Genomic DNA, 25,506 nt, shown 5'->3' on the forward strand with positions numbered 1-25,506 from the left:
CGTGATGCAGAAAAACCGGGCCCTCTCAGGTCTGCGCGACCGGGTATGCGTAGTAACGGGAAGCAGCCGGGGAATCGGAAGAGAAACAGCACGATTCCTCCTGGCCCAGGGGGCGAAGGTCGTCCTGAACGGCCGGACGCGAGAGGCTCTGGCCGAGACCGAGGCTCTCCTGCAAGCTGATATCCCCCGGACCGGAGGATCTTCGCCGGAACGCCGGCTTCTGGCAGTAGCAGCCGATGTGAGCACCGAGGAGGGCGCCCGATTTCTTGTCGAAGAGACCCTTAAGGTCTTCGGCCGCCTTGATTACCTTATAAACAATGCCGGTGTATCCATGCGCGGTGCCATTGAAGATTTACGCGAGCCCGCCCTGGATCGGCTCTATCGGGGGAATCTCCTGAGCGCGGTCCTTCCCACCGTGGCGGCCTTGCCCGAGTTGAAGAAAACAGGCGGAACGGTTCTCTTTGTCTCCACCGTGGGTGCCCTCTGGGGATTTCCAGGCATCTCCATCTATTCCGCTACAAAAGCTGCGGTGGAGCGATTCTGCCAGTCCCTGGACGCAGAATACCGTTCGGCAGGGGTCAAGAGCCGGCTGGTCTTTCTTGGCTTTGTGGAAAACGATCCGCACAAGGAAACCCTGGCCGCCGACGGGACCTCCTTCAGACACAACCGCAAGGCCCAGCAAACCCAGCAGGAGGCGGCTCGGGCAATCGTCTCTGCTCTCACAGGTTCGCGGCAGCGGGTTATTACCATTCCTGCAGGACGAGCCCTCTCTTGGGCAAAGCGATGCACCCCTTCCCTGGTTGCCCGTATTCTTGCCAGAAACAGGAAAAGTTTTCATCGCGTTACAAAAAACTCCTGACAATCCAGGCTGGCACCACTACGATTCACAGGCATTACAGAAGCGCAATTTCTGCCGGGTTCTTCCCCTGCTTTCCAGGTAAATTCCTCCGTGTCGCAGAGGCGACAGCAAGGCTATACGCAGGAGAATTAACCATGAAAACCAAAACGATGAAAGAACCCGTGACGATCCGACCTTTGGGGTGGGTGGAGAAAACCGGGGAAGGAGCCTTTGTTCAGCTCCAGGAGGAGTTCCGGGAAGGGTTGCAGGGGCTCGACGAGTTCAGCCACGTGATTATCTTCTGGTGGGGACAGGGAGATAATCAGAAGGTCCCCATGACGATGGATCTTCCCTACGCTCCTGGTGTGCAGGCGGGACTCTTTGCAACTCGAAGCCCGCTCAGACCCAACTCGGTGAACATGACCGTGGCAGGTGTTCTTGCAATTGACTGCCCCAAGGGCCGCATAAAACTGGACGAACTGGATGCCTTCGCCGGGACAGCTGTGATCGACATCAAACCGTATTACGGCTGTCTTGACCGGGTCCAGGAATACCGTCAGCCCCAATGGGTTCCCTCGGAATGGGGCGAGTGGTATTACCCCCTTCCCGAAGAAATCTGGTAAGATCGCTCCATGCGGGCAATGTTCCTATGCAGGTAAATGTACAAACCCTTCCCCCGGTCTACTTGGCCGGGGCCAGCTTTTTTGGAAACCCCTTCACATCCCACGCTGCCTGGACCGAGGAAAACGAGATCGGGCTCCTCTGGCAACGCTATCTCTCGCTTCTCCGGGAGCAGACTCCGGTGCCTTCGGGAGAGGAAGCTCCCAGAGGAGAGTTCTTTGAGCTCCACATTCTGCATCCCGGGAGCCGCCTCCGGGGAGAATATGAGGTCTTTGTGGGGCATCCGGTACAATTGTCGGAGATATCCCTCTGGCCCTTGCCCTTTTCCCTGAAGATTATCCCCCCCGGGGAGTATGGGATCTTCTGGCTGAGTGGCGCCGCTGCCGCCGAGGACTGGACCGAAAATCTGGAACTCCCGGCAGGGTACAGCCTTGATTCCTCCTTCTCGGTCCTTCGCTACGACCACCGGTTTCAGGGCATGGACCGCCTGGATGAATCTCTGGTGCAGATCCATGCTCCCCTTCTCCGACATTGAGGAACGCCTGGGGCGGGTATTCCGCCTGGTGGAGACAACGGCGTCGGGAGGTGAAGCAGAGAATCTTTCCCGGAAGGCCCCTGATGGAGACAGACCGTTCCAGGAGCTGGAACGGTGCACCGTGGAAACCATGGCCCAGGAGGCCTGTTACTCCCTCTTTCACTTTATCCGTCTTTTCCCCCGGTATACCCTCTACACACCGTATGAATACCTGATACGGCGCCGTCTCTTCCTGGGCCTCCAGGGAATGTTCTTTCGCAACCACAGCGTAACCAGAGCAGCGGCGACGGCATCGCTCCAGCCAGACGCCTTCAGCCGGGCCGTACGGCGATGCTGTGGCGCTCCGCCACGCAGTCTCACACCGGAGGCCCTGCTATTTCTGCCAACCCCCTGGGATTCCCTGCGACTGAGAACCTACCAGCTTTTACTGACCGGCAGCTCTCCCGCACCCTGGGAGAGTTACCTTCCGGGAAGTTCCGGTATCTCAGGAACTTCGATCTTTTCGGAGGAAAGCCTGTTCCGGGAACAGGCGGAAGCGCTCACCCGGGAGTATTTGGGGCAAAGGGGAATTGCTCCTGACCGGTCCATCTCTGCGGAGGATCTCCTGCGGGAGTGGTGCCAGGATCTCTTTCAGAACCACGGGAAAAACCCTCCCCGGCATGGGACAGGCCAAGAGAATCAGGCCTACTTCAAATATCTTCAACGACGACTCGCGCTCGCAGACTCCTCCAAGATCTGCAGTAATACCGATGCCGGTGGACCAGAAGGGTTTTCCCCAGCCCCCTGATCTGACTATACTCGGAAGCTGGATCAGCACAACAGGTTCAGGAAAAAATGAGATGACCCCAAAAGGATCAGCAATCGAACTCCTTGCCCCGGCCCGCGATGTGGAGTGTGGTCTGGCAGCGTTGCGCCACGGAGCCGATGCCCTCTATGTGGGAGCCTCCAGGTTCGGAGCACGCCAGGCAGCAGGAAACAGCCTGGACGATATCTCCCGCCTCATCGAGGCAGCCCGCTTTTACAGCGCCCGAGTCTACGTAACCCTTAACACCCTCCTCTTCGACCGGGAACTCCCCCAGATTGAGGATCTTGTCCACCAGCTCTACCAACGGGGAGCAGACGCGATCATCTTTCAGGATATGGCACTTCTGGAGATGGACCTGCCCCCTATCGCGCTCCACGCCAGCACCCAAGCCGATAACAGGACGCCCGAAAAGGTCCGATTTCTGGAAGAGGCAGGAGTAGAACAGGTTGTGCTGGCCCGGGAGCTCTCGCTTGAGGAAATCCGGAAAATCCGGCAGGAGACAAAAAGAATACAACTTGAAGTCTTTGTCCACGGGTCTCTTTGCGTTTCCTACAGCGGACGGTGTTTTGCCAGTCACCGCTGGGGCGGCCGGAGCGCCAACCGGGGAGTCTGCGCCCAACCCTGCCGATTACCCTACCGCGTTACCACCCACGAGGGCACAGAGATCCTGAAAGGGAAACATCTTCTCTCCCTCAAGGATCTCTGGAATGGCCCCAATCTGGAGGACCTGCTCCAGGCAGGCGCAACCAGTTTCAAGATCGAAGGCCGGCTAAAGGACATCTCCTACGTGAAAAACGTCACCGCCTGGTATCGCCAGGCTCTGGACAAACTCCTGGAGAAAAACCCTTCCTGGCACCGAAGCTCCTGCGGAACCGAGATTTTCTCCTTTGTCCCTGCCCCGGAAAAAACCTTTTCCCGAGGGTTTACCGACCATTTCCTTTACCAACGTCAGAAAGATTCCGCCACCATGGGAACACCCAAGGCGATAGGGGCTCCCCTGGCGAAGGTTCTGACAGTCCGGAAAAACCACTTCACCCTGCCTGCCCACACAGATCCGGGGAACGGCGACGGCCTCTGCTACTTCAACTCCCGGGGGGAGCTGGAAGGGTTCCGGGTGGATCGGGTAGAAATCGATGCAACGGGGAACAGCGGAAAGGAAAAATGTTACCGGATCTGCGCCCGCTTTGGTTCAAGCCTGAAGGAGGGAACGCTCCTCTACCGTAATCACCACCAGGCCTTTGCCCGTCAGGTTGAAAAGAGCCGGGGCGAGCGCAAAGTGGGTCTGAAGATTACCATCGTCGGTACCAGAGACAGCTCGGATAGACCTGTCCTGATAGTAACGGCCACCGATGAGGAGGGCCTGTCGTCGCAACTGGAACGGACGATTCCCCAAACCGAAGGAGCTCGGGACACCCACGGGACCGCTCGTGCCCGGGAAAATCTGGAACGGCAGTTTTCACGGTGGGGAAACTCCCCTTTTCACCTGGAGGCACTTCATCAGGACCTTGATCAGAAGCTGGAACCGATCCCCTCTGTGCCGCTCTCCTGGATGAACTCCCTTCGGAGAGACCTGGCTGAGGTTCACGAAAAAAAGCGGCGTTCCCGACGCCCCCCCGACGTGATTCGCCCCCCCACGGGGACCACCCCTTTCCCGACAGCCTCCGAGGAACCATCGCTGAACATTACCAACACCAAAGCCCGGGCCTTCTACAAACGCCACGGCGTGGGAGAAACTCCACCGGCACCGGATGCGCTGCCCCGGAGAGCTCCTCATGAGGCAGCTCTCCCGAACAAGAAAGAGGAAATGCCGGTCATGCTGTGTCGCTACTGCCTTCGGCATGAACTCGACCTCTGTCCCCGGCAGGGCGGCTCCCCGGCCCATCCACTAATTCTGGAGGGAGAACCGGGGACACTGGAAGCCCGCTTTGACTGCGAGCGTTGCGAGATGCAGCTTTACCTTATTTCCCCACGACCCGCCCCTGGATAAGATCCTTCGTTGCAGAAGGGTCCGGGGAAATTTGTACAGCTTCGTATATCATGGGAAGAACGCTGTGACAGGCCTCTTCGCTCCTGGCATGAACACGCAGGAGCAGATCTCCCTTTTTCACAGGAGCTCCCAGTTCGCAGATGTCAGTCAGTCCCACGGCAGGATCAATCTCCTGATCGCTTCGCAAGCGTCCTCCCCCAAGAGCAACCACAGCAAAGCCCAGGGCCCGCGTATCGAAAGCTGCAATATAACCATCGTCGGGAACCGGCACATCATGAACTACCGGAGCTGAAGCAAGATGCTTATCAGGATGTTCCAGGAGATCTCCCGGGCCACCCAGAATGGAGACCATTCGGGAAAATCGCTCAGCTGCAGCACCGGAATCAAGGCCCTTCCGGAGCATTTCCTCTGCTTCCTCCCGGGTTTCGGCAAGCTTTCCCGCCAGAAGTCCTTCTGTACAGAGAGCCATAACAACACCGTGAAGCCTCTCTGGCCTGGCAACTCCGGTGAGATAGTCCAGGGCACAGCGAACCTCCAGGGCGTTCCCGGCGCAGGGTGCAAGCGATTGACTCATGTCGGTCAGGAGTGCGCTGATATTCAGGCCAGCCCCGGTACCCACGGCAACGATTGATTCTGCCAAATCCCGGGAGAGTTCCGGTGTGGGCATAAAAGCCCCGGATCCGACCTTCACGTCCATCACCAACGCGTCCAGTCCAGCCGCCAGCTTCTTGGACAGGATCGACGCCGTGATCAGCGGGATCGATTCCACCGTGGCCGTCACGTCCCTCGCTGCATATATACGCCTGTCGGCCGGAGCAAGATCACCCGTTTGACCAATAATGGCTGTCCCGGCCTCGCGAACAGCCTTTGACAACTGCTCCGGTGTCGGGAAGGGGTTATATCCAGGGATGCTTCCGAGCTTGTCCAGGGTTCCGCCGGTGTGACCAAGTCCCCGGCCGGAGATCATGGGGTTATATCCGCCGCAGGCAGCAAACATAGGCCCCAACATGAGCGAGACTGTATCGCCAACTCCCCCTGTCGAGTGCTTGTCAATAATGGGTCCAGGCAGATCCAGACTTGTCCAGTCCATTACTTTTCCGGAATCACGCATGGAGAGGGTGAGAGCGACGCACTCATCGCGGCTCATGCCATTCAAAAAAATTGCCATGGTGAGTGCCGCAATCTGGGCCTCGCTGATGGAGTTGTCGGTTATTCCCTGGACAAAGCGGGAAATGTCCGCTGCCTCAAGCTCCAGGTTATCTCGTTTCTTTCTGATAATTTCCTGTGGCAAAAACATGATTCATCCCTCCTGTACGAGTGTATCGGCGAAACTTTCGCCGGCGGGGCCAGACCAGACGGCAGGGCCCACCAAAAGATCAACCGCAGACGCTGCGATATCTGCAAAGCTGTTGCGACATCCCAGGGGAACCGGGCTCATCGGTGGTCCTGCGGCCAAAATCGGCACGTACTCCCGGGTGTGGTCCGTTCCCTTGAAGACAGGGTCACATCCGTGGTCGGCCGTAATCAGCACCGCTTCGTCATTCCGCAACAAAGGCAGAAGAGCGCCCAGGCGGAAGTCAAAGCTTTCAAGAGCGTCGCGGTAACCCCGCACATCCCGACGGTGCCCATAGACCGAATCGAAATCCACCAGGTTGACAAAAACCAGCCCCTTCCCCTCCTGGCGGGCTATTTCCAGGGTTTTATCCATACCGTGATCATTCGATTTGGTTGGCCAGGATTCGTCGATTCCCCGACCCGCAAAGAGATCGGCGATCTTTCCCACAGCCACCACGGGACAGCCCTTCTCCTGAAGAGCGTCCAGCATGGTTTTGCCGGGAGCTGGCAGGGCGTAATCGTGGCGATTGGCCGTGCGCTGCCAGGATCCTTCCTGACCAATAAAAGGGCGTGCGATAACACGCCCCACGGAGAGCGTTTTCCGGGCAATTTCACACCAGTGATACAGTTTTTCAAGACCCACTACTTCCTCGTGGGCTGCAATCTGAAAAACCGAGTCAGCCGAGGTATAGACGATGGGGAACCCCGTCTCGACGTGCCGAGCTCCCAGCTCGGCAATGATCTGCGTACCCGAGGCGACCCCGCCTCCCAGGCATTTTCGTCCGATAGCCTCTTCGAAGTCCCGGATTACGGCAGAATCGATTCCCTGGGGCCACGTGGGAAGAGGTTGGTCTACAGGAACACCGGCGAGCTCCCAGTGCCCTACGGTAGAGTCTTTTCCTTTGGTTCGGGAAGCAGCCTTTCCCCAGGCACCCCGGGGAGCAGACGCGGGAGATATCCCGCGAACATCCAGAATGTTTCCCAATCCCAGCGATTCCATCACGGGAAGTTTCAGGGGCAACGCCTCGGCGATATGGCCCAGGGTGTTCGCTCCCAAATCACCGTACTCCTCAGCATCGGGAAGAGCGCCCACGCCAAGGCTGTCGAGAACGATAATGAAGAGCCGATCCAGCTTTTTCATCATTCCTTACCTCTTAGTAGGAACCGGCCGGGGAAGGCCTCTCATCGGGCGCTTCTCCTGAGACGATTTCGATCCCGTTGCTGGTTCCCAGACGGCGAACCCCCAGGGAAATATAGGATCGGGCCGTTGCGGCATCACGGACACCACCCGAGGCTTTTACCAGGGCTTTTCCTTCTACCGTATCGAGCATGAGCCGAAGATCTTCTGCCACGGCACCACCAGTGCCAAAGCCGGTAGAGGTTTTCACGTAGTCTGCTCCGGCCGCCACAGCCAGGCGACAGGCCTGGGCTTTTTCCTCATCCGTGAGATAACAAGTCTCGATGATCACCTTCAGAAGAGCATCGCCGATAGCATTCTTGATCTCCTGAATCTCTTCCTGGACCTCCTGGTATCGGCCTTCCTTCAGGAATCCCACATTCAGGACCATGTCTATCTCGGCTGCTCCCTGAGAAAGAGCGGTAGCAGCCTCGAAGACTTTTCCCTCCCGGGACATGGCCCCCAAGGGAAAGCCCACCACTGTGCAGACTTTGACAGAGCTCCCCTCGAGCTCTTCTTTCGCCAAACGAACCCAGCAGGAGTTCACGCAAACCGAGAAGAAGCGGTGCTCCCGCGCCTCCCGGCAGAGTCTGCGAATGTCTTCGCTTTGGGCGGTAGCCTTCAGTAAGGTGTGATCAATATAGTGCGCCAGCTCGTGCTGCGCCGAATCAGATTCAGATGATTTCACAGGATCTCCTTTGATTTATATCTCGTGGTATTATCTCACTGCTACCGTATGTGGCCCGTAGCGATAGCTCACCTTTCCAGCGCCTCATTAGCGCTTTCCTTTGTCGAAGGGTTCTCCCAGGGCGCGGGGGGCCTGGGTGGTCTTGGAGAACAAAATGAGCGCCAGCAACGTCACTACGTAGGGAAAAACCTTCAGAATAATCTCGGGGATCGCCTGCAGAGCAGGCTCTGCCTGGGAGGCATTTGCTATTGTCATGGCAAAGCCAAAAAAGAGCGTGGACCCCAGGATTCCCAAGGGCTTCCATTTCCCGAAAATCAGGGCAGCCAGAGCCAGAAACCCCATACCCGAAACAGAACCATTGAACTCTCCCGAGTAGGTCACAAGAATGGTGGCCCCCCCTAACCCGGCAAACATCCCCGAGAGCAGAACCCCCGCGTATTGTATTCGGTAGACGCTCACTCCGGCGGCATCGAGAGCATGAGGATGCTCCCCTGCAGCCCAGAGGCGCAACCCGAAGCGGGTGTAATACAGAATGAACCAGGCCAGAGCAAGAATGACCAGGATCAGCCAGGTTGTGCCGTAGCTTTGCCGAAAGAGCAGGGGCCCCACCAGGGGCACTTCGGCCAACAGGGGAATACTGAACCTCGGCAACCCGTTGCGCAGCTGAATATTTCCCGACCCCGTCATGGTGCGGGCAAAGAACACCGTCATGGAGGCAGCGATCATGTTGATTGCAATCCCGCTGATAACATGGTTTGCTCGAAGGTTAATGCAGGCAAAGGCGTGGAGAAGCGAGAAAATCGCCCCCGCCGCCATGGCCGCGAGAAGCCCAAACCACAGGGCGCTTCCCCCGAGAATCGGGTACAGCCGCGATATGAACACCGCCGCCGAGAAGGACCCCACCACCATCAGCCCTTCAAGGCCGATATTGACGACACCGCTGCGCTCGCTGCAGAGCCCCCCCAGGGAGGTGATCAGGATCGGCATGGTGAAAGCCATAGCGTAGGGAAACAGGTTTACCAAAATATCAAACATCGGAGTTATCCTCCCCCCGGCTGAACAGGACCTGGAATCGGCGATGAGCCAGGAAGCGCCGAATCAGCACGCTGGTGGCAGCAAAATAGATGATCGAAGCTATAATGGTATCCCCCACTTCGGGAGGAATATCTGTCATAGCACCCATGAACCCCTTCCCTGACTGGAGTATTCCAAAGAAGAGGGCCGCCCCCACCACTCCCACAGGAGAGGCTGCTCCCAGAAGGGCAACAGCAATGCCATCCCAGCCTATGTTGGGCATAATTCCGATCTCCATATTCACAGCGTAGCCTGCGTAGAAAGAAAGCCCCGCCAGACCGGAAAGAGCCCCGGAAATCATCATGGAGGTCGCAATATTGCGCTGCACGGCGATCCCTGCGTTTTCTGCTGCATAGCGGTTGAACCCCACCGCCTTGAACTGGTATCCCCAGACAGTATTGTTCAGAATCACCGCGACCAGAGCCACCGCCGCCAGAGCAAGGAAGATACCCAGGTTAACGTAGGATCCCTGAAAGAGCTCCGTGAGCCACGTTACCCGCAGGGACGCCATCGCACCAAGGCGCCGCGACTCCGTAGCAAGACCAGCGCTGCTGAAATGAATCCTGATTGTATAATAGGTGATCCAGTAGGCGATCCAGTTCATCATGATACAGGCCACCACCTCGTGCACGTTGAACCGGGCCTTCAGGTATCCCGGAACGAACCCCCAGAGAGCACCTCCGGTGATCGCTGCAACGGTCATGACCGGCAGAAGAATTACCTTGGGCAACCCCAGGGTAAGACCCAAAATGGTAGCCAAGAGCCCTCCCATCAACACCTGACCGGGTGAACCAATATTAAAAAGGCCGGTACGAAAGGCAAAGGCTACAGAGAGTCCCGTCAATATCAGAGGGGTGGCAATGGCCAGGGTGTTCCCGAAGCGTTCCACATTCATGAGGCTTCCCCTGAAGAGATACCGGAACCCCTGAAACGGATTGTTGCCGGTAAGGGTCATCAAGATCGCCCCCGCCACAAGCCCCAAAAGAACCGTCACAAGACCCACCACAAGTTCCCGATTGAGTCTGAACCGCATCACAGGTCCTCCTTATGGACACCGGTCATCATGAGTCCCACTTCCCGCTCGTTTGTAGAGGAGGCATCGACAATTCCGATGAGTTCGCCGTGATTTATAACAGCGATCCGGTCTGAAAGATCAAGAATCTCGTCCAGCTCCAGCGATACCAGAAGAATGGCCTTTCCAGCATCCCTCTGGGCTACCAGGCGCTTGTGAATATAGGCAATGCTCCCCACATCAAGCCCCCGGGTCGGCTGAACCGCCACGAGAACCTCTGGATCCAGATCGATCTCGCGGCCAACAATTGCTTTCTGCTGGTTTCCGCCGGACATGGACCGGGCTATCGTCGAGGCGCCCTCACCCGATCGCACATCAAAGGCCCGGATCACCTTCTCGGCGTGGGCCCGGATCGCGGCGGGTTGCAAAAACCCTCTCCGGGAATAGGGCTCTTTTCTGTGCGTCGCCAGCACAAGATTGTCCTGCACCGAATAATCCAGTACCAGGCCGCGCTTTTGCCGGTCCTCGGGAATATGAGCCAGCCCCGCCTCTATGCGCTCCCCGATCGAACGATCGGTAACATCCTGGCCTGCCAGAAAAATCTTTCCTGCCTCGGCCTTTCGCAACCCCACCAGAGCTTCCACCAGCTCGGTTTGGCCGTTTCCGTCCACGCCGGCAAGACCCAGAATCTCCCCGTGACGCAGCTGCAGAGAAAAGTCTTTCACTGCCGGGGTCTTTCGTGAGTTCAAGACCTGAAGATTCTGGATATCAAGAGCAACCTCTCCTCGTTTCGCAGGTCCCTTCTCCACAGAGAAACTGACCTCCCGACCCACCATCATCTCGGCCATTCGAGCCTCGCTGGTCTCCTTTACATCGACCGTGCCGACCAGCTTTCCCCGGCGGATCACCGTACATCGATGAGCAATCGCCTTGATCTCTTTCAGCTTGTGGGTGATCAGCACAATCGACTTTCCTTCGTTGATCAAGTTTCCCATGATGCTCAGGAGATCCTTGATTTCCTGGGGAGTAAGGACTGCTGTAGGTTCATCGAAGATCAACACATCGGCCTTGCGGTAGAGCATTTTGAGGATTTCCACCCGTTGCTGCATACCCACGGAGATATCGTCTATCCTCGCATGGGGGTCAACTTTCAGCCCGTACCGTTCCGAGAGCTCCTTCACCCGCAGGGCCGCTCCTTTTCTGTCCAGCACGGGCCCGCGGAGTGATTCCATCCCGAGGATGATGTTTTCCGTGACGGTGAAGTTATGGACCAGCTTGAAATGCTGGTGGACCATACCAATACCCAGATCATTGGCCACGGTGGGATTATCGATCGTCACTTCCTTGCCCTGAACCCGGATTATTCCCGCGTCGGGCTGGTAGAGACCAAAAAGAATACTCATGAGCGTGGACTTGCCGGCGCCGTTCTCTCCGAGCAGGGCAAGAACCTCTCCCTGCCGGAGCTCGAGAGTTACGTCGTCGTTGGCGCGAATCCCGGGGAACTCCTTGGTGATGTTGAGCATTTCCACCACATGGTTCATCTCAGGGGTCGAAGCCATCCCACTCATCTCAGTCTCCCAGCTCTCGCAGAACATCTGCTACCAGACGACAAAAGCGATCGGTTGCTCCCTGGGCCGTTTTGAGCACCTCCTGGTGGGAGTGCTTTTCTTTGGCAAGACCCGTCGCCATATTGGTGATACAGGAGATTCCCAATACGTCCAGCCCCAGATAACGGGCGGTCATCGCCTCGGGAACAGTGGACATCCCCACCGCATCACCACCGATGGACTGCATGAAGCGTATCTCGGCTGCCGTTTCGTAGGCTGGCCCGGAAAGCCCCACATAGACCCCTCGTTTCAGGGAAAATCCCTGGGCTTCGGCGCTCTTCTCGGCCAAGGCGATCAGCGAGGGAGAATAAAGTTTCGTCATGTCGGGGAAACGGGGCCCCAGACGCTCGTCGTTCAGCCCTATCAGGGGATTATCAGGGAAAAGGTTGATATGATCGGTGATCGCCATCAGATCCCCCGGCACAAAGGAAGGATTCATGCCACCAGCGGCATTACTGACCATCAGGGTGGTTACGCCCATCATCTTCATAAGGGCGATTGGATAGGCCAGGGAGCGCATGGCATGACCTTCGTAATAGTGGAGCCGCCCCTGCATGGCCACAATTCTGGTAGAACCGAGAGACCCGAAGACGAGTTTTCCCGCATGATCAGCCACGGTGGAGACAGGAAAGTGAGGAATATCCTGGTAGTCGATCACCGTCTCTACCTGAAGATACTCCACTAATCCTCCCAGACCGGAGCCGAGGACTACCCCGACAGAAGGAGTCATGTCTGTTTTTCCCTGAACCCAACCACGTGTTTCCTCTAATTGATCGTATAAACCCTGCATACTAGCGTCCCCCCACATGTTTTTCGTAGATATTTTCTTTTTTCAGAAATCCCATTCGTTCCAGATACTGATCATGTTTGCTTCCGCATACCGGTGCCTGAAGTCGCCGAATACCTCTGGTGTGAAAAAACCCTTCCGGGTCGTAGGTAAAGTTACCCATTCTGAAATCGCGATAGGCAGGCCGGACAAAATCAAGATCGATACAAAAGGTTTCCTCATCGACGGCGTGGCCTGCCAGGATACCGATCGGAACGGCGTTCTTCACCAGATAAAACACTTCCAGCTGAGGCAGCGACGCCTTCTGAAAGAGAGGGAAGAGCTCGTTAATCTCTTCCTCGTGCGCCTCAAGAAAGCACGCCACGTACTGATCAGACCCGGAGAGTTGAATAATCTTGAAATCATCCCGCTCCTGATACATTTTGACCAGGTAGAAAATGTTCGTGAGCGCGATAAAGAGATTGAGCAACGCCACAGGAAAGGACCCGATGATGAACCCATACGTGGCAAAGAGGGTAGCACCCGCCAGATTCACCCACCGGAGCCGCACAATCGAGCTCATGGTGAGGGAAAGGGCCACCAAAACCGAGGCCAGATAGCCAAACCATTCTATTAAAGGCAGACCAAAATAAACCATGTAATTCCTTTCTTGGACGTCCCTTTCCTCAGGGGATTCCTTACATCTGAGGACAGGGAGCCGTGCTGTCGCGGAGACGGAACGAAAAGGGCATGAATGTCTCCTGTGGCTCCGCCTGTGTTCCGTTTATTCTATTAATTATCATCTGCCCCGCCGTTACCCCTGCCCGATTGTAATCGAAACCCATGGTGGTCACCCGGGGCTGGGTATACGAAAGCAATACGGGGTCATCTATGCAGGCAACGGAAATATCCTCCGGCACCCGGTATCCGTTGCGCTGAAGCCATCCTGAAGCAGCAACGGCCAGACGATCGGTGATGCAGAAAATGGCCGTGGGGCGATCGGCCTTGTCAGGGATCGACATCAAGGCCGCAGCCCCCCGTTCTCCCCAGGGATACTCAAAATCACCGATTGACATAAGACGCTCATCAAAGGCGATGCCAGCCTCTTCCAAAGCCGAACGATAGCCCTGTTTGCGATGAGTACTGATATCGACATCGTGGTCGGGAACGGCGATACAACCGATACGACGATGTCCCAGCGTGATGAGGTGCTGCACCATGGCCTTGGCAGCACCAAAGTTCTCCAGCCGCACCGCCGAACAGGAAAAAGCCTCGCCGGAATGACCCAGGACAACCAGGGGCATGCGAATCTGCTTTACCAGCCGGACATGATCCTCGGTAATTCCCGTTGCGAAATAGATGACTCCATCGACGCGTTTCTCGTAAAAAAGCTGGAAATACTTCAGCTCGTCCTCATGCTTGTCCCGGGTGTTGGCCAGGAGAATATTATACCCGTTCTGATTAAGGACGTCGGTGATCCCTTCGAACATCGCTGCAAAGGTGGGCAGATCGATCCTGGGAAGGAGCACACCAATTGTATCGGTTTTGTTTCTCAGAAGGTCCTTGGCCAAAGAGTTTGGCCGATACCCCGTCTCGGTGATGATCGCCTCCACCCGCTCGCGGATCTCGGGACTTACATAGGCAGAGTTATTGATAACCCGCGAAATCGTCGAGATGGACACTCCTGCACGCCTGGCAAGCTCCTTGATGTTCATGGTTCCCTCACTTTACCGATGCCACAATGGTTTGCTTATTATACCCGTGATTATACCCGGGAAGAGGGTTCCCGCAGAAAAGTATTTTTCTGCACCACAGCTTCTTCGCCCCGAACTCATCCGGCAGGACCGACCCCCCCGGGTCGACCCGCATCCTCAGGAATGGCTCAGATGAAGCAATCACCACGGGACCTGTTGTTATTGACACGACCACTATCGACAGCCACATACGGCGGCCAGTAACAACAGGTCTTTCAGAGACAGCTTATCGAATGAGATCGCCCTGCTGAGCCGACACAACAATCTCGCCGCTCTGAATCCTTGCCAGAACCTGGGCTACACCTTTTTCGGTCTCAACACTCAGGTTGGGATTTTCATCGGGGATGCCCACACCGTTGGAAGCAGCGTTGAACATGAGGGTCTCTCCTCCGGGAAAGTTTCCTTCCAGATGCGCTGCGATCATGTCGTAGGCAGCCACATCGACGCCCTTCATGGCCGAGGTGAGGATAACCGACTTTCCGGCAGCATAGACGCCTTGCTCGTACTGATCAGAATCAACTCCGATAATCCAGGCTCCGTCGGCAGCGCGGTTTTTCGCTTCGTTGATAGCTCCCACCCCGACACCGCCGGCGGCACAGAAGATCGCGTCGATTCCCCTGTCGAACATCTGAGCCGCGATTTGCTGACCTGCAGCGACGTTGTCAAAAGATCCCTGATACAGGACATCCCGGGGATTCAGGGAAATTGAGGTGCCAAGATGCTCGTTGGCGTAGGTAATCCCCTGCTGGAATCCCCAGTTGAACCGCTGGACGGGAGGAATTTCCATACCTCCGATAAATCCGAACGCACCCTCACCGATCTCCAGGGCAGAGGCGACGGCCGCCAGAAATCCTGCTTCGTGTTCTGCAAAGAAGATTGAGACCGTGTTGGACCCTACCCTCTCGGAACGATCATCGCCAAAGACACCGTTGTTGGGAACTCCATCGATAAGGACAAAATTCACCTCGGGATAGCGTTCCTGCATCTGGTAGACTGCGGTTTCGAACTTGAACCCTGGGGTGATGATCAGAGGGAACCCGGCATCCCGGAGGTTTGTTATTTCCCGAATGTAATCGGCCTCGGTGGTTCCCGAGGGCATGAGGTAGCGCCGGGTAAGGTCAAACTCATCGGTGGCCCGCACAATTCCTTCCCAGGTTCCCTGGTTAAACGATCTGTCATCGATCGTGCCTGCATCGGTCACCATTCCAACCCGCAGGGCCGCGTCGCTCTCGTCTGTGCCAGACCCGCCGCACCCGGCCAGCATAAAGACCATTGCCAGGAGAGCAACCGGCACCATCATCCGAAAAGAACCAATCCCGAATCTCTTCATTTCCTACTCCTTTACAGATGCGAAGAGCTCTCTTCTTCAAGAAAACCTTTTCGCAAAGCTTTTCTTGAGGCTATGACGGTTTTTTGCTGCTGTCAAGTTTTTTTTGCCTTTTCACACCAGAGGGAACCAGGCCCTATGAAGGGTCGTTCCGGGGAAGCGTTGCGTAAGGATTCCGTGCAGGTGGAAGGCCGGGATGCCATCCCGAGAGAGGCCCTCCGGGAAAGGCATGGAGGAGGAAAGGCCCTATTCGTAGGCGAAGGCGGTACCCGGTCTGAGATCTTCATGAAATGCTTCAATGTGAGCTTCCATGGCCCTCCGGGCAGCATCCTTGTCTCGGGATTTCAGGGCGGCAACAATGTCCGCATGCATGACCAGCACCTTCCTGCACATGGCTTGCTGGGTCTTCATATCCAGCTCAGCCATCCGCTGCTCCAAAAGTGCTACCATGGAGATAGCCAGGATCTGCGACAAAAGATAGGCCACAGTGTTCTTGGAGGCCTTGGCCAGGGCCGCGTGGAACAGAGGATCATATTTTATAAATTCCCCGGGATCATCTACCGATTCTCGAGACTGCTCCAATATTTTATCCAGGGCCTCAAGATCCTTGGCGGTCCGGCGTTGCGATGCCCATTCCACGATCGCTGTCTCGTTGAGGTGTCGATATTCCCAGACTTCGGAAAGGGAGAGGGCCTGAGTCTGGATCGCTGTCTCCAGCGCCTGTTCAACTGACCGCGTATTTGGCTTTTGCACGATTGCTCCGTTCGATCCCGCCACGGTACGAATCAGGCCAGTTCGCTCAAGCATCCGTAAAGCCTCCCTGATGGTAGGGCGGCTACGACTCAGCATTTCCATCATTGCTCGTTCCGAGGGCAACCGGTCGCCCGGCTTGAGCCGTCCCGAGGTGATCATCTCTTTTATCTGGTCGTAGATCACCTCGCTGGCCCGCTTGGTTTCAACAGGTTTGAGATCGAGAAGACTACCCAACAAATTGTTCTTTGGTTCCAATATTCGCTCCCGGATCCTTCGAAGTTTTCCGTGATATCGGCGATGAGCAAAGTCTCTGGAACCAGGGCAGAAGGGGCTTCTGAATCCATCCAAGGGCCTTGCCGGCCATGATTGCGGTTATTACGGTTCCCTCGCGTATACCGTGAACATCGCCAATAAAGACGAGGGACAGTATAGCACCCGTTCCGACAACAAGGCAATCAACGAGAACCTTCAGACGATGGAGCTCAAGGCGGCCCCGGGACCTGGCAACGAGCGCGCCCAGAAACCCCTCGGCAGGCATGGGGACCAGGCGAGCATTCAGGTAGAGGGCTAAACCCAAGCCGATCAAAAAAATACTGATTCCCAGCATGCACAACTGGCCTGCATAGCCGGGAAGGGAAAAGTCCCCCACCACCAGACGCGCAAAATTTACAAAATACCCAAAAATCGTACTAAATAATATCTGGAAAAGATGCAGGGGGTTGAAATCCCTGCGGAGTATCAGAACCTGCAGGAGAATGTAGAAACAGAAGAAGGCAGTCACCCCCGCCCCGAGCGTCAGGGTAGATTCGGGGAACCGCGAGAGAATGATACGGTGAATAACGTAGGGAAAGGAGTTCACCGGCGAGACGCCCAAGCGGGAGTTGATACTGAAAACCACGGAAAAGGCTAGCGAGAGAAGCCCCAGCGCGTAGATCGCAACCCTGAGGCCGAATCGATACCATTTGTTCATTTTGTACCTGCTACTGAGAGAAATTGAGCCAGGATGTAACGTCTCAGCTCACCGGTGCGAACCTTTCCCACCGGAGTTTTGGGGAAATCATCAAAATAGAAGACGAAGCGAGGCACCTTGAAGGATGCCAGCCGTGAGCGAACCAGCCTACGCACCTCATCAGCCTCCGGAACCTGGCCCTCCCGAACTACAAGACATGCCGCGATCTCTTCTCCGTAATGATCATCGGGAACCCCGATGACTTTGACATCAGCTACCCGAGGGTCCTGCCGGATCACTCCCTCCAGCTCTGCGGGACTGATGTTTTCCCCTCCCCGTATTATCAGATCCTTCAAACGCCCCGTAAGGCAGAGGTATCCTTCTTCATTCATATAACCGCAATCACCGGTATGAACCCATCCGTCCGAATCGAGAACGTGCTTCGTGGCCTCGGGCTGCTTGTAATAACCTTGCATAGCAAGATACCCCCGGACCACAATCTCTCCGGATTCTCCCGGAGCAACCTCCAGACCAGTGACAGGATCGATTATTTTCCCTTCCACGTGGTCCATGAATCTCCCCACTGTGGCAGCTCGCAGCTCCAGAGGATCATCAGGGTCACAGATCGTCAGACCGGCGGTGCACTCAGTCTGGCCGAGACTGGACAAGAGAGTCATACCCATCTTTTCTTCAATCATCACAAACAGTTCAGGACTATAGAGAGCCCCCCCTATCAGGCCAAGTCGCAGCGATGAAAGATCGAAATCATTGAAATCCCGACGCGAAATCAGAGCATTAAAAAGTGTTGGCACCGCATGAAGCACAGTGCACTGACCTCTTTGAAGAGTTTCAAGAATAGTCAACGTCCTCCTGTTCGGAGGAAAATGAAGGGATGCTCCCACGGAGAAGGCCGCCAGAATGTTTACGGAGAGGCTGAAACAGTGAAACATGGGAAGGGCCACACAAATTCTGTCACTTGAGGACAACCTCATGTCATGGGCCTGTTGGATGGCGTTGTTAACCCGGGAGAAATGACTTGATTTTACAGCCTTCGGCCTGGAGGATGTTCCCGATGTAAAGAGAATTGTGGCTGTACTCTCTGGATCGATCTCCACATGATCCCGTAATGCAGGATTCCCCGACAATCCTGCCTGGCCGGCCTCAATAAGTCTGTTCAGACTGACCATAGACGGGAGCTTGCCAGGGTCCCGTCCCAAGTAGAATACTTCATCCAGAGCAGGAAGTGGCCCGATCTCCTCGAAAAGAGAGATGAAGTCAATATCCTTATACCCCTCTCCAAGAGCAAGGTATTTCACATCAGAAAAAACCAGCAAGTCCTTCAGCTCCTTCGACTGAAGACTGGTGCATAGCATGACCGCCACGGCCCCAATCTTCATGACAGCGCAAAAGAAAAAGAGCGTCTCTGGCTGATCTTCAGCGAGGATGCCAACATGATCTCCCGGCCGGACTCCCCGGGAAAGCAGGCCCGATGCAATGAGGTCACTGCGCGCGCCCAGATCGGCATAGCTCCAGGAGCGCCCACCGCAGTGAACAGCACAAAGGGACGAGAACCTTTGGGTTGCTCGGGAGATGTACTCACCGAGATGTATGTTTTCCAGAGGAATCATATTCCCTTCTCTCTTGATAAACCCCCGGCTGATCCCGGCAAGGAAGCCTTTTCAGAACCGGGGCACGCCATCCGAAGCAAAACCAGCGAGTCCTCGCCTGGCGTCTCAGCTCCGGATGGATCTGCGCTACAATGGCAGCCCCTGTCAGTTCAGGGCATTGATCAGCTCGGGGATAATCTGGTAGAGATCCCCCACAATTCCGTAATCGGCAACCTCAAAAATAGGAGAGCTCTCGTTCTTGTTAATCGCTACGATATACTCCGAGCCCTGCATTCCGGCGATATGCTGAATTGCTCCGGAAATACCGCAGGCAAAATAGATCCGCGGTTTCACGGTTGTACCGGTCTGGCCAACCTGCCGACTGTGATCGATCCACCCGGCATCAACAGGAGCCCTGCTGGAGGCAACAATCCCTCCCATCTTTTCTGCCAGGTCCTTGAGAAGATCAAATCCTTCAGCTTTGCCAAGCCCCATACCACCAGCCACAATTATTTCGGCATCGGTGAGAGAAACTTTTTCTTCCAGACTTTTTATCACCTCCAGCACCTGCATCCGGATGTCAGCGGGCGAAAATTCCACCTGAAGCTGAATAATTTCTCCGCGACGCCCCTTCTGAACCTCCGGTTTATCCATAACCCCGGGACGTACAGTTGACATCTGGGGACGGTGGTTGGGACAGACGATCGTTGCCATGAGATTTCCCCCGAAGGCGGGGCGGGTCTGTTTAATTTTCTTGTCCACGGGATCGATCTCAAGCTTTGTACAATCCGCAGTAAGCCCGGTATTGCACTTCACCGCCAGACAGGGGCCAAGATCCCGTCCGATGTGGCTGGCCCCAAGGAGAACTATCTCCGGTTTATAGTCCTCAATGGCCTGCACAATAACCTTGCTGTAACCATCGCTGGTGTAATTTGCCAGTTCCGGAGCATCTGCCACATAGACAGAATCAGCACCGTGCTCGAAGAGATCCCCCGTCAGGGCTGATACCTTTTCCCCGCACAAGATTGCAGAGAGGCTGCATCCTATCTGATCAGCGAGTTTCCGTCCTTCTCCGAGCAATTCGAAAACTACCGGCTGCAGGACACCCCCCCGCTGTTCAGCGAAAACCCAGACGCCGCTGTAATCGGCTATGTCGATGCAGCCGTTTTTTTCTTCTTCCAGGAGAATTGCCTCAAAGGGACAAAGATCCAGACAGGCTCCGCAGTTGGTACAACCCGACTCGATAACAGCAATCTTTCCTTCCATGACAATCGCGTCAAAGGGACAGCCCTTCACACAGAGCCTGCAACCACGACACTTTTCATTAATTATTTTGATAGCCATATTGTCTTTCTCCCTCCTAGAGCGCGTGGGACTTTCTGAGCCGGTTAATCAACAGAGATACCACCTCGCCAGGACCTCCCTGGAGAATCTCGCCGGGATCTTTGGGAGGCGGGGTAAATGAACGAAATACCTGGGTTGGGCTCGCCTTGAGGCCACATTTATCAGGACTGACTTCCACAGCGACATCATCCCAAATCACTATTTCCTGGCTGTAGGCGTTAACAATCCCCTTTACCGTCATGTACCTGGGCTGGTTCAGCTCCTTAACCATGGTCAGAACGCAGGGCGACTGAACTTCGACGACTTCGAAACCATCTTCAAGCTGTCGTTCCACGATAACCGACGAAGGTTTCAGTTCCCGGATACTCTGAACATAGCTAACAACAGGAAAATTCAGTCTCATTGCAACCTGGGGACCTACCTGGGCAGTATCCCCATCAATGGCCTGCCGACCCGCAAAGACAAGATCGGCCTTTCCCGAGACCTCTTCTATTTTCTTTATTCCCGCAGCAAGAGTTGTAGATGTAGCGTACGTGTCAGCACCTCCGAAAACCCTGCTTGAAAGCAAATAGGCTACATCCGCCCCCATGGCCAGACATTCCCGCAACATCGCTGTTGCCTGGGGAGGCCCCATGGAGACCACGCTCACCTTTGTGCCTTCTATCGAATCTTTTAGTGCTAAAGCTCCTTCCAGAGCATTGGCGTCATCGGGGTTCAGTATGCTGGGCACCCCGTCCCGGATAAGTGTTCCCTTTACGGGATCTATACGAACTTCGTTGGTATCCGGCACCTGTTTTACGCAGACAATGATATGCATAGTTTTCCTCTCCCTCATTTCAACAGCTGATTAGCGATCACCAACTGCTGTATCTGACTCGTCCCCTCGTAGATTGTAAAAACCCTGCAGTCACGGTAGAGGCGCTCCACACGATAATCCTTGATAAACCCGTAGCCCCCGTGAATCTGAACAGCTTTCCCGGCAATCTCATTGCATATTTCGGCGGCATAATACTTGGCCATGCTGGCGGCCATGCTGGCATCCCTGTTCTGATCCTTCAGGACTGCTGCGTTATAGACGAGTTCCTTTGCTGCAGCCAGTTTTGTGGCCATATCGGCCAGCATGAAGGAGATCCCTTGAAAATCGGCTATGCGCTTCCGGAACTGCTTCCGTTCTTTTGCGTATTTTATTGCTTCATCCAGACAAGCCTGGCCTACACCTATGGATTGAGCAGCTACTCCAATTCGACCCACGTCCAGGGTCTTCATGGCGTTGATAAATCCCTTCCCTTCCTCACCCAGAAGATCCTCTTTATGAACCCTCACATTCTCCAGAATGATATCGCTCGTTGCACACCCCTTGAGGCCCATCTTGTTCTCGGGTTTGCCGCAGGAAACGCCGGGGAGGTTCATGTCCACAATGAAGGCGGAGATTCCCTTGCTACCCCTGGATGGATCAGTTTTTGCGTAGATGATCGCGTAATCAGACAGGGGGGCCATGGTAATAAAGGTTTTCCGGCCGTTTAGAATGTAATGGTCGCCATCGGGCTGGGCTGAGGTGGTCATGCTCCCGGCATCTGATCCTGCACCAGGCTCGGTAAGGCCAAAACAGAGCATTTTCTCTCCCCGGGCAACGGGTTTGAGGTACTTTTCTTTCTGCTCGTCGTTCCCCGAGAGGAGCAACGGACCACCGGAAAGACTGTTCGGGCTGGAAACATAGAGACTTGCTACGGGGCTCACCCGGGCTATCTCTTCCATGACAATTGCGTAGGCCAGGGTATCACTGCCTTGCCCCCCCAGCTCCAGAGGCACCTTGATTCCGTAAAAGCCGGCATCACCCATTTTTTTAAGCAGCTCCGGGGGAAAGACCGAGCTTTCTTCAACCTCATCGAGAATCTCGGAAGAAAACTCTTTCTGGGCGAACTCCCGGGCCAGCTTGCGTATCAACTCATACTTTTCTGCAAAGATCATTGCATCGGCTCCTCAATCCAGAAGATTTTACCGGGAAATCCTACCACACCTAGTATACTAAGTAAACCGTTTTTTAAAAATACTCGTGGTCTTTGTATCGATATCTAAAACCCGGACCTCCTTCACCTGGTTCCTGGAGAATTATCGAGCTTCCCCGGTAATTTCTGATATATCCGGTTTACTTCAGGGCAGAAGATTTGTACTATTCCCAAAAGTGGTAAGACCACAAATAACGCAGGATGAGAGGATTTCATGACTCCCACAGCTCCCATACGTGCAAAAACTGCTCCGGCAGAATGGACAGGCTTCAGGTCAGGCCGCTGGGTTAATCACATTGATGTGAGAGATTTTATACAGCAGAACTATACACCCTACGAGGGCGATGAGAACTTTCTCGCGGGTCCTACGGAGGCAACAAACAGACTCTGGGAAGAGGTTCTGGAGCTTCTTAAAAAAGAGCAGGCTGCCGGAGGAACTCTCGATGTGGATGCCTCGACGATCTCCACCATCGACTCCCACGGCCCCGGATATATCAATCGGGAGCTCGAAAAAGTTGTGGGACTTCAGACCGACGCCCCCCTCCGCAGGGCTATCATCCCCAATGGCGGGATCAAGGTTGTGCAGAATGCCTGCAAGGCCTACGGCCACGATCTGAATCCCGGGGTGTGGGATATTTTCACACGCTACCGAAAAACCCACAATGACGGTGTTTTCGATGCCTATACTCCGGAAATGCGGGCCGCCCGGAGCGCGGGAATCATCACGGGCCTTCCCGATGCCTACGGACGAGGACGAATTATCGGAGACTACCGCAGGGTTGCTCTCTACGGGGTCGATCAACTTATCCGGGACAAGGAGGAGCAGAAGAGCTCTGTCGAGATCGGTTCTCTGGAAGAGGAGGCTATCCGGCTTCGGGAAGAGCTTTCGGAACAGATTGCCGCCCTGGGAGAACTCCTTCTCATGGCAGAAAACTACGGCTTCGACATTTCCCGTCCCGCCTCAACCGCCCGGGAGGCAATTCAGTGGCTTTACTTTTCCTACCTGGCTGCGGTGAAGGAGCAGAACGGCGCAGCCATGAGCCTGGGCAGGGTTGCTACCTTCCTGGATATCTACATCGACCGGGACATTTCCCGGGGAGCACTGTCCGAACCGGAAGCCCAGGAGCTGATCGACCATTTTGTCATGAAACTGCGCCTGGTGCGCTTTCTCCGCACCCCCGAGTACAACGAACTCTTCTCCGGAGACCCTACTTGGGTGACAGAAGTCCTGGGAGGGATGGGAACCGACGGCAGAACCCTCGTAACGCGAACATCCTACCGATTTCTCCATACACTTTATAATTTGGGCGCGGCACCGGAACCCAACCTTACAGTACTCTGGTCCCGGAGTCTGCCTGAACCGTTCAAGCGATATACAGCGAAGGTCTCTGTGGATACCAGCTCGATCCAATACGAGAATGACGATCTCATGCGCCCCTACTGGGGTGATGACTACGGAATAGCCTGCTGTGTCTCGGCCATGCGCCTGGGAAAACAAATGCAATTTTTCGGAGCTCGCTGCAATCTTGCCAAAGCTCTTCTGTACGCAATCAACGGAGGACGCGATGAGACCAGCGGCACTCAGGTTGGCCCTCGTTTTGAACCAATCCTTGGGAAATACCTCGACTACAACGAGGTGATGGAAAAATTCGATTTTTTCCTCGACTGGATAGCGAACCTTTATATCAACACCCTGAATGTCATTCACTGCATGCACGACAAGTACAGTTACGAACGAATTCAGATGGCTCTCCACGACCGGGATGTATACCGGACCATGGCCTGTGGCATCGCTGGTCTCTCGGTCTGTGCAGATTCACTTTCAGCGATCAAATACAGCAAAGTCCGCACCATCCGCGATGAAACCGGCATGGTGGTGGACTTCGCCATCGAAGGACCTGACGCAGAAAACTGGCCCAAGTTCGGAAACAATGATCCCGCCGTGGATGACATTGCTATTGATCTGGTTGAGCGGTTCATGAAAAAACTCAAGAAAAACCGCACGTACCGCAGTGCCGATCCTACCCTTTCGGTTCTCACCATCACCTCGAACGTGGTGTACGGAAAGAAAACCGGCAATACTCCCGACGGAAGGAAGGCAGGCGAGCCCTTTGCACCAGGAGCAAATCCCATGCACGGCAGGGATACCCAGGGTGCGCTGGCCTCACTCAGCTCTGTGGCAAAGCTTCCCTACGAGTTTTCCCAGGATGGAATCTCTTATACCTTCTCTATCGAGCCCCAATCTCTCGGCAAGGACCACAACACCAGGGTGAGCAATCTCTGCGCACTCCTGGACGGCTACGCCGCTGAGGGGGGACATCACATCAACGTGAACGTCCTGGACCGGGAGATGCTTCGTGATGCCATGGAACACCCCGAGCATTATCCACAGCTGACGATCAGGGTATCGGGTTACGCCGTGAACTTTGTCAAACTGACCCGGGAGCAGCAGCTCGATGTGATCAACCGGACCTTCCACGCGCGGATCTGATGGGGGGAACAATAATCGGGGGAGGCCTCTCCGGGGCCACCCCCGAAGCAGGCCAAACGATTCGAATCCATTCCGTGGAGACCTTCGGCACCGTCGATGGACCCGGGATCCGCTACGTTGTCTTCCTGCAGGGATGCCCCCTGCGGTGCGCCTACTGCCATAACCGCGACACCTGGGATCAAGGGGGCGGAACGGTTACGGGCGTCACCGACCTGGCCATCGACATCGAGCGCTATACAGGATTCCTGCGCCCCTCCGGTGGCGGCGTCACTGCCACGGGTGGAGAGCCCCTGCTTCAGGCCGGCGCAGTGAAAGATCTTTTCTCTCTGGTACGCACCATGAATCTGACCACCGCGCTGGATACCTCGGGATATGTAACGGTCACCCCTCTTGTCAGGAAGGTTCTGGAACTTACCGATCTGGTTATCCTTGACCTGAAACAGGGGAACGACAGAGCTCATCAAGAGCTTACGGGGGTGTCCTCCAGGAAGATCAGAGCTTTCGCCGAGACAGTTTCCCATTTGGGAAAACCCCTATGGATACGGCACGTTGTTGTCCCGGGGCACACCACCCGGCCAGCTGACGTGGAGAACCTGGCGACCTTCGTATCCAGGCTCGCAGGGGTTCAACGGGTCGAACTACTGCCGTACCACGAGCTGGGGAAACATAAGTGGGAGGCTCTGGGAGAGACCTACCCGCTGAACGGTGTACCACCTCCGTCAAAAGATGAGATGAAGAAGGTTGCCTCGATCTTTCTCGACAAAAATCTTCCCCTTCATTATCCTGACAAGCTGCACACAGAGTCCTCGTGAGAAGCCCCCCGGGGGGGA

23 protein-coding genes are annotated in these 25,506 nt (G+C 55.4%); 7 read left to right on the forward strand and 16 right to left on the reverse strand.

Going from position 1 to position 25,506, the window contains the following annotated elements; translation table 11 throughout:
• The first annotated feature begins 4 nt into the window (after window positions 1-4).
• From BW950_RS07855 to BW950_RS07875, 5 genes are all read left to right on the forward strand, one after another.
• Entirely contained in the window at window positions 5-859 is an 855-nt protein-coding gene (locus BW950_RS07855) for an SDR family NAD(P)-dependent oxidoreductase (protein WP_076488748.1), read from the forward strand.
• A 134-nt stretch (window positions 860-993) separates the two neighbouring features.
• Window positions 994-1,461 (forward strand): TrmO family methyltransferase domain-containing protein, encoded by a 468-nt coding sequence (locus BW950_RS07860; protein WP_159438758.1) that lies wholly within the window; start codon window positions 994-996, stop codon window positions 1,459-1,461.
• Window positions 1,462-1,487: 26 nt separating this feature from the next.
• Window positions 1,488-1,994, forward strand: a complete 507-nt coding sequence (locus BW950_RS07865; RefSeq protein ID WP_076488749.1) for a GyrI-like domain-containing protein — start codon at window positions 1,488-1,490, stop codon at window positions 1,992-1,994.
• The gene (locus BW950_RS15125) at window positions 1,951-2,781 is read left to right on the forward strand and encodes a helix-turn-helix transcriptional regulator (protein ID WP_159438759.1); all 831 of its coding nucleotides are present in this window, start codon (window positions 1,951-1,953) and stop codon (window positions 2,779-2,781) included. The genes BW950_RS07865 and BW950_RS15125 overlap by 44 nt, the downstream gene beginning before the upstream one ends.
• 52 nt (window positions 2,782-2,833) lie before the next feature.
• On the forward strand, window positions 2,834-4,786 hold the full coding sequence (locus BW950_RS07875; protein ID WP_076488847.1) for a peptidase U32 family protein: 1,953 nt from the start codon (window positions 2,834-2,836) through the stop codon (window positions 4,784-4,786).
• Here BW950_RS07875 and deoA read toward each other — a convergent pair.
• The 16 genes from deoA to BW950_RS07955 all read right to left on the reverse strand — a co-directional run bounded on the left by deoA (window position 4,758) and on the right by BW950_RS07955 (window position 22,147).
• Window positions 4,758-6,083 carry a thymidine phosphorylase gene (gene deoA, locus BW950_RS07880; protein WP_076488751.1) on the reverse strand — a complete coding sequence of 442 codons (1,326 nt, stop codon included), beginning with the start codon at window positions 6,081-6,083 and terminating at the stop codon, window positions 4,758-4,760. The two genes, BW950_RS07875 and deoA, sit on opposite strands and share 29 nt — an antisense overlap.
• A 3-nt stretch (window positions 6,084-6,086) precedes the next feature.
• Complete coding sequence (locus tag BW950_RS07885; RefSeq protein ID WP_234969060.1) at window positions 6,087-7,265, reverse strand: phosphopentomutase; 1,179 nt, start codon at window positions 7,263-7,265, stop codon at window positions 6,087-6,089.
• 10 nt (window positions 7,266-7,275) lie between these two features.
• Window positions 7,276-7,986 (reverse strand): deoxyribose-phosphate aldolase, encoded by a 711-nt coding sequence (gene deoC / locus BW950_RS07890; protein WP_076488752.1) that lies wholly within the window; start codon window positions 7,984-7,986, stop codon window positions 7,276-7,278.
• Window positions 7,987-8,073: 87 nt separating this feature from the next.
• Entirely contained in the window at window positions 8,074-9,021 is a 948-nt protein-coding gene (locus tag BW950_RS07895) for an ABC transporter permease (protein WP_076488753.1), read from the reverse strand.
• Complete coding sequence (locus BW950_RS07900; protein WP_076488754.1) at window positions 9,014-10,093, reverse strand: ABC transporter permease; 1,080 nt, start codon at window positions 10,091-10,093, stop codon at window positions 9,014-9,016. The genes BW950_RS07895 and BW950_RS07900 overlap by 8 nt, the downstream gene beginning before the upstream one ends.
• Window positions 10,093-11,613 carry an ABC transporter ATP-binding protein gene (locus BW950_RS07905; protein WP_076488849.1) on the reverse strand — a complete coding sequence of 507 codons (1,521 nt, stop codon included), beginning with the start codon at window positions 11,611-11,613 and terminating at the stop codon, window positions 10,093-10,095. The genes BW950_RS07900 and BW950_RS07905 overlap by 1 nt, the downstream gene beginning before the upstream one ends.
• Window positions 11,614-11,641: 28 nt before the next feature.
• Window positions 11,642-12,487: a purine-nucleoside phosphorylase gene (locus tag BW950_RS07910; RefSeq protein WP_327077623.1), complete on the reverse strand. Its 846-nt coding sequence runs from the start codon at window positions 12,485-12,487 to the stop codon at window positions 11,642-11,644.
• Complete coding sequence (locus tag BW950_RS07915) at window positions 12,471-13,103, reverse strand: YgjV family protein (protein ID WP_076488756.1); 633 nt, start codon at window positions 13,101-13,103, stop codon at window positions 12,471-12,473. The genes BW950_RS07910 and BW950_RS07915 overlap by 17 nt, the downstream gene beginning before the upstream one ends.
• Window positions 13,104-13,143: 40 nt before the next feature.
• A complete protein-coding gene (locus BW950_RS07920) occupies window positions 13,144-14,160 on the reverse strand; it encodes a LacI family DNA-binding transcriptional regulator (RefSeq protein ID WP_076488757.1) in 1,017 nt (338 codons plus the stop codon).
• Window positions 14,161-14,425: 265 nt separating this feature from the next.
• The gene (locus tag BW950_RS07925) at window positions 14,426-15,529 is read right to left on the reverse strand and encodes a BMP family lipoprotein (RefSeq protein ID WP_076488758.1); all 1,104 of its coding nucleotides are present in this window, start codon (window positions 15,527-15,529) and stop codon (window positions 14,426-14,428) included.
• 243 nt (window positions 15,530-15,772) lie between these two features.
• Complete coding sequence (locus tag BW950_RS07930) at window positions 15,773-16,534, reverse strand: FadR/GntR family transcriptional regulator (RefSeq protein ID WP_143559175.1); 762 nt, start codon at window positions 16,532-16,534, stop codon at window positions 15,773-15,775.
• The gene (locus tag BW950_RS07935; RefSeq protein ID WP_076488760.1) at window positions 16,506-17,249 is read right to left on the reverse strand and encodes a YczE/YyaS/YitT family protein; all 744 of its coding nucleotides are present in this window, start codon (window positions 17,247-17,249) and stop codon (window positions 16,506-16,508) included. The genes BW950_RS07930 and BW950_RS07935 overlap by 29 nt, the downstream gene beginning before the upstream one ends.
• A complete protein-coding gene (locus BW950_RS07940; RefSeq protein ID WP_076488761.1) occupies window positions 17,246-18,856 on the reverse strand; it encodes an AMP-binding protein in 1,611 nt (536 codons plus the stop codon). Before BW950_RS07940 ends, BW950_RS07935 begins: the two co-directional genes overlap by 4 nt.
• A gap of 144 nt (window positions 18,857-19,000) precedes the next feature.
• Entirely contained in the window at window positions 19,001-20,179 is a 1,179-nt protein-coding gene (locus BW950_RS07945) for an electron transfer flavoprotein subunit alpha (protein WP_076488762.1), read from the reverse strand.
• A 16-nt stretch (window positions 20,180-20,195) separates the two neighbouring features.
• Window positions 20,196-20,996: an electron transfer flavoprotein subunit beta gene (gene etfB / locus BW950_RS07950; RefSeq protein WP_076488763.1), complete on the reverse strand. Its 801-nt coding sequence runs from the start codon at window positions 20,994-20,996 to the stop codon at window positions 20,196-20,198.
• A 14-nt stretch (window positions 20,997-21,010) separates the two neighbouring features.
• On the reverse strand, window positions 21,011-22,147 hold the full coding sequence (locus BW950_RS07955; RefSeq protein ID WP_076488764.1) for an acyl-CoA dehydrogenase family protein: 1,137 nt from the start codon (window positions 22,145-22,147) through the stop codon (window positions 21,011-21,013).
• 252 nt (window positions 22,148-22,399) lie between these two features.
• On the opposite strand from BW950_RS07955, the gene pflB reads away from it, so the two are divergent.
• Entirely contained in the window at window positions 22,400-24,676 is a 2,277-nt protein-coding gene (pflB, locus tag BW950_RS07960) for a formate C-acetyltransferase (protein WP_076488765.1), read from the forward strand.
• The gene (gene pflA, locus BW950_RS07965) at window positions 24,676-25,488 is read left to right on the forward strand and encodes a pyruvate formate-lyase-activating protein (protein ID WP_076488766.1); all 813 of its coding nucleotides are present in this window, start codon (window positions 24,676-24,678) and stop codon (window positions 25,486-25,488) included. Before pflB ends, pflA begins: the two co-directional genes overlap by 1 nt.
• Window positions 25,489-25,506 lie beyond the last annotated feature (18 nt).

This window comes from Alkalispirochaeta americana, assembly GCF_900156105.1.
Taxonomy (GTDB): domain Bacteria; phylum Spirochaetota; class Spirochaetia; order DSM-27196; family Alkalispirochaetaceae; genus Alkalispirochaeta; species Alkalispirochaeta americana.

Coding starts and splice junctions, on each gene's coding strand:
- BW950_RS07855 (WP_076488748.1), top strand. CDS start 5: ATGCAGAAAAACCGGGCCCTCTCAGGTCTGCGCGACCGGGTATGCGTA.
- BW950_RS07860 (WP_159438758.1), top strand. CDS start 994: ATGAAAACCAAAACGATGAAAGAACCCGTGACGATCCGACCTTTGGGG.
- BW950_RS07865 (WP_076488749.1), top strand. CDS start 1,488: ATGCAGGTAAATGTACAAACCCTTCCCCCGGTCTACTTGGCCGGGGCC.
- BW950_RS15125 (WP_159438759.1), top strand. CDS start 1,951: ATGAATCTCTGGTGCAGATCCATGCTCCCCTTCTCCGACATTGAGGAA.
- BW950_RS07875 (WP_076488847.1), top strand. CDS start 2,834: ATGACCCCAAAAGGATCAGCAATCGAACTCCTTGCCCCGGCCCGCGAT.
- deoA (WP_076488751.1), bottom strand. CDS start 6,083: ATGTTTTTGCCACAGGAAATTATCAGAAAGAAACGAGATAACCTGGAG.
- BW950_RS07885 (WP_234969060.1), bottom strand. CDS start 7,265: ATGATGAAAAAGCTGGATCGGCTCTTCATTATCGTTCTCGACAGCCTT.
- BW950_RS07895 (WP_076488753.1), bottom strand. CDS start 9,021: ATGTTTGATATTTTGGTAAACCTGTTTCCCTACGCTATGGCTTTCACC.
- BW950_RS07900 (WP_076488754.1), bottom strand. CDS start 10,093: ATGCGGTTCAGACTCAATCGGGAACTTGTGGTGGGTCTTGTGACGGTT.
- BW950_RS07905 (WP_076488849.1), bottom strand. CDS start 11,613: ATGAACCATGTGGTGGAAATGCTCAACATCACCAAGGAGTTCCCCGGG.
- BW950_RS07910 (WP_327077623.1), bottom strand. CDS start 12,487: ATGTGGGGGGACGCTAGTATGCAGGGTTTATACGATCAATTAGAGGAA.
- BW950_RS07915 (WP_076488756.1), bottom strand. CDS start 13,103: ATGGTTTATTTTGGTCTGCCTTTAATAGAATGGTTTGGCTATCTGGCC.
- BW950_RS07920 (WP_076488757.1), bottom strand. CDS start 14,160: ATGAACATCAAGGAGCTTGCCAGGCGTGCAGGAGTGTCCATCTCGACG.
- BW950_RS07925 (WP_076488758.1), bottom strand. CDS start 15,529: ATGAAGAGATTCGGGATTGGTTCTTTTCGGATGATGGTGCCGGTTGCT.
- BW950_RS07935 (WP_076488760.1), bottom strand. CDS start 17,249: ATGAACAAATGGTATCGATTCGGCCTCAGGGTTGCGATCTACGCGCTG.
- BW950_RS07940 (WP_076488761.1), bottom strand. CDS start 18,856: ATGATTCCTCTGGAAAACATACATCTCGGTGAGTACATCTCCCGAGCA.
- BW950_RS07945 (WP_076488762.1), bottom strand. CDS start 20,179: ATGGCTATCAAAATAATTAATGAAAAGTGTCGTGGTTGCAGGCTCTGT.
- etfB (WP_076488763.1), bottom strand. CDS start 20,996: ATGCATATCATTGTCTGCGTAAAACAGGTGCCGGATACCAACGAAGTT.
- BW950_RS07955 (WP_076488764.1), bottom strand. CDS start 22,147: ATGATCTTTGCAGAAAAGTATGAGTTGATACGCAAGCTGGCCCGGGAG.
- pflB (WP_076488765.1), top strand. CDS start 22,400: ATGACTCCCACAGCTCCCATACGTGCAAAAACTGCTCCGGCAGAATGG.
- pflA (WP_076488766.1), top strand. CDS start 24,676: ATGGGGGGAACAATAATCGGGGGAGGCCTCTCCGGGGCCACCCCCGAA.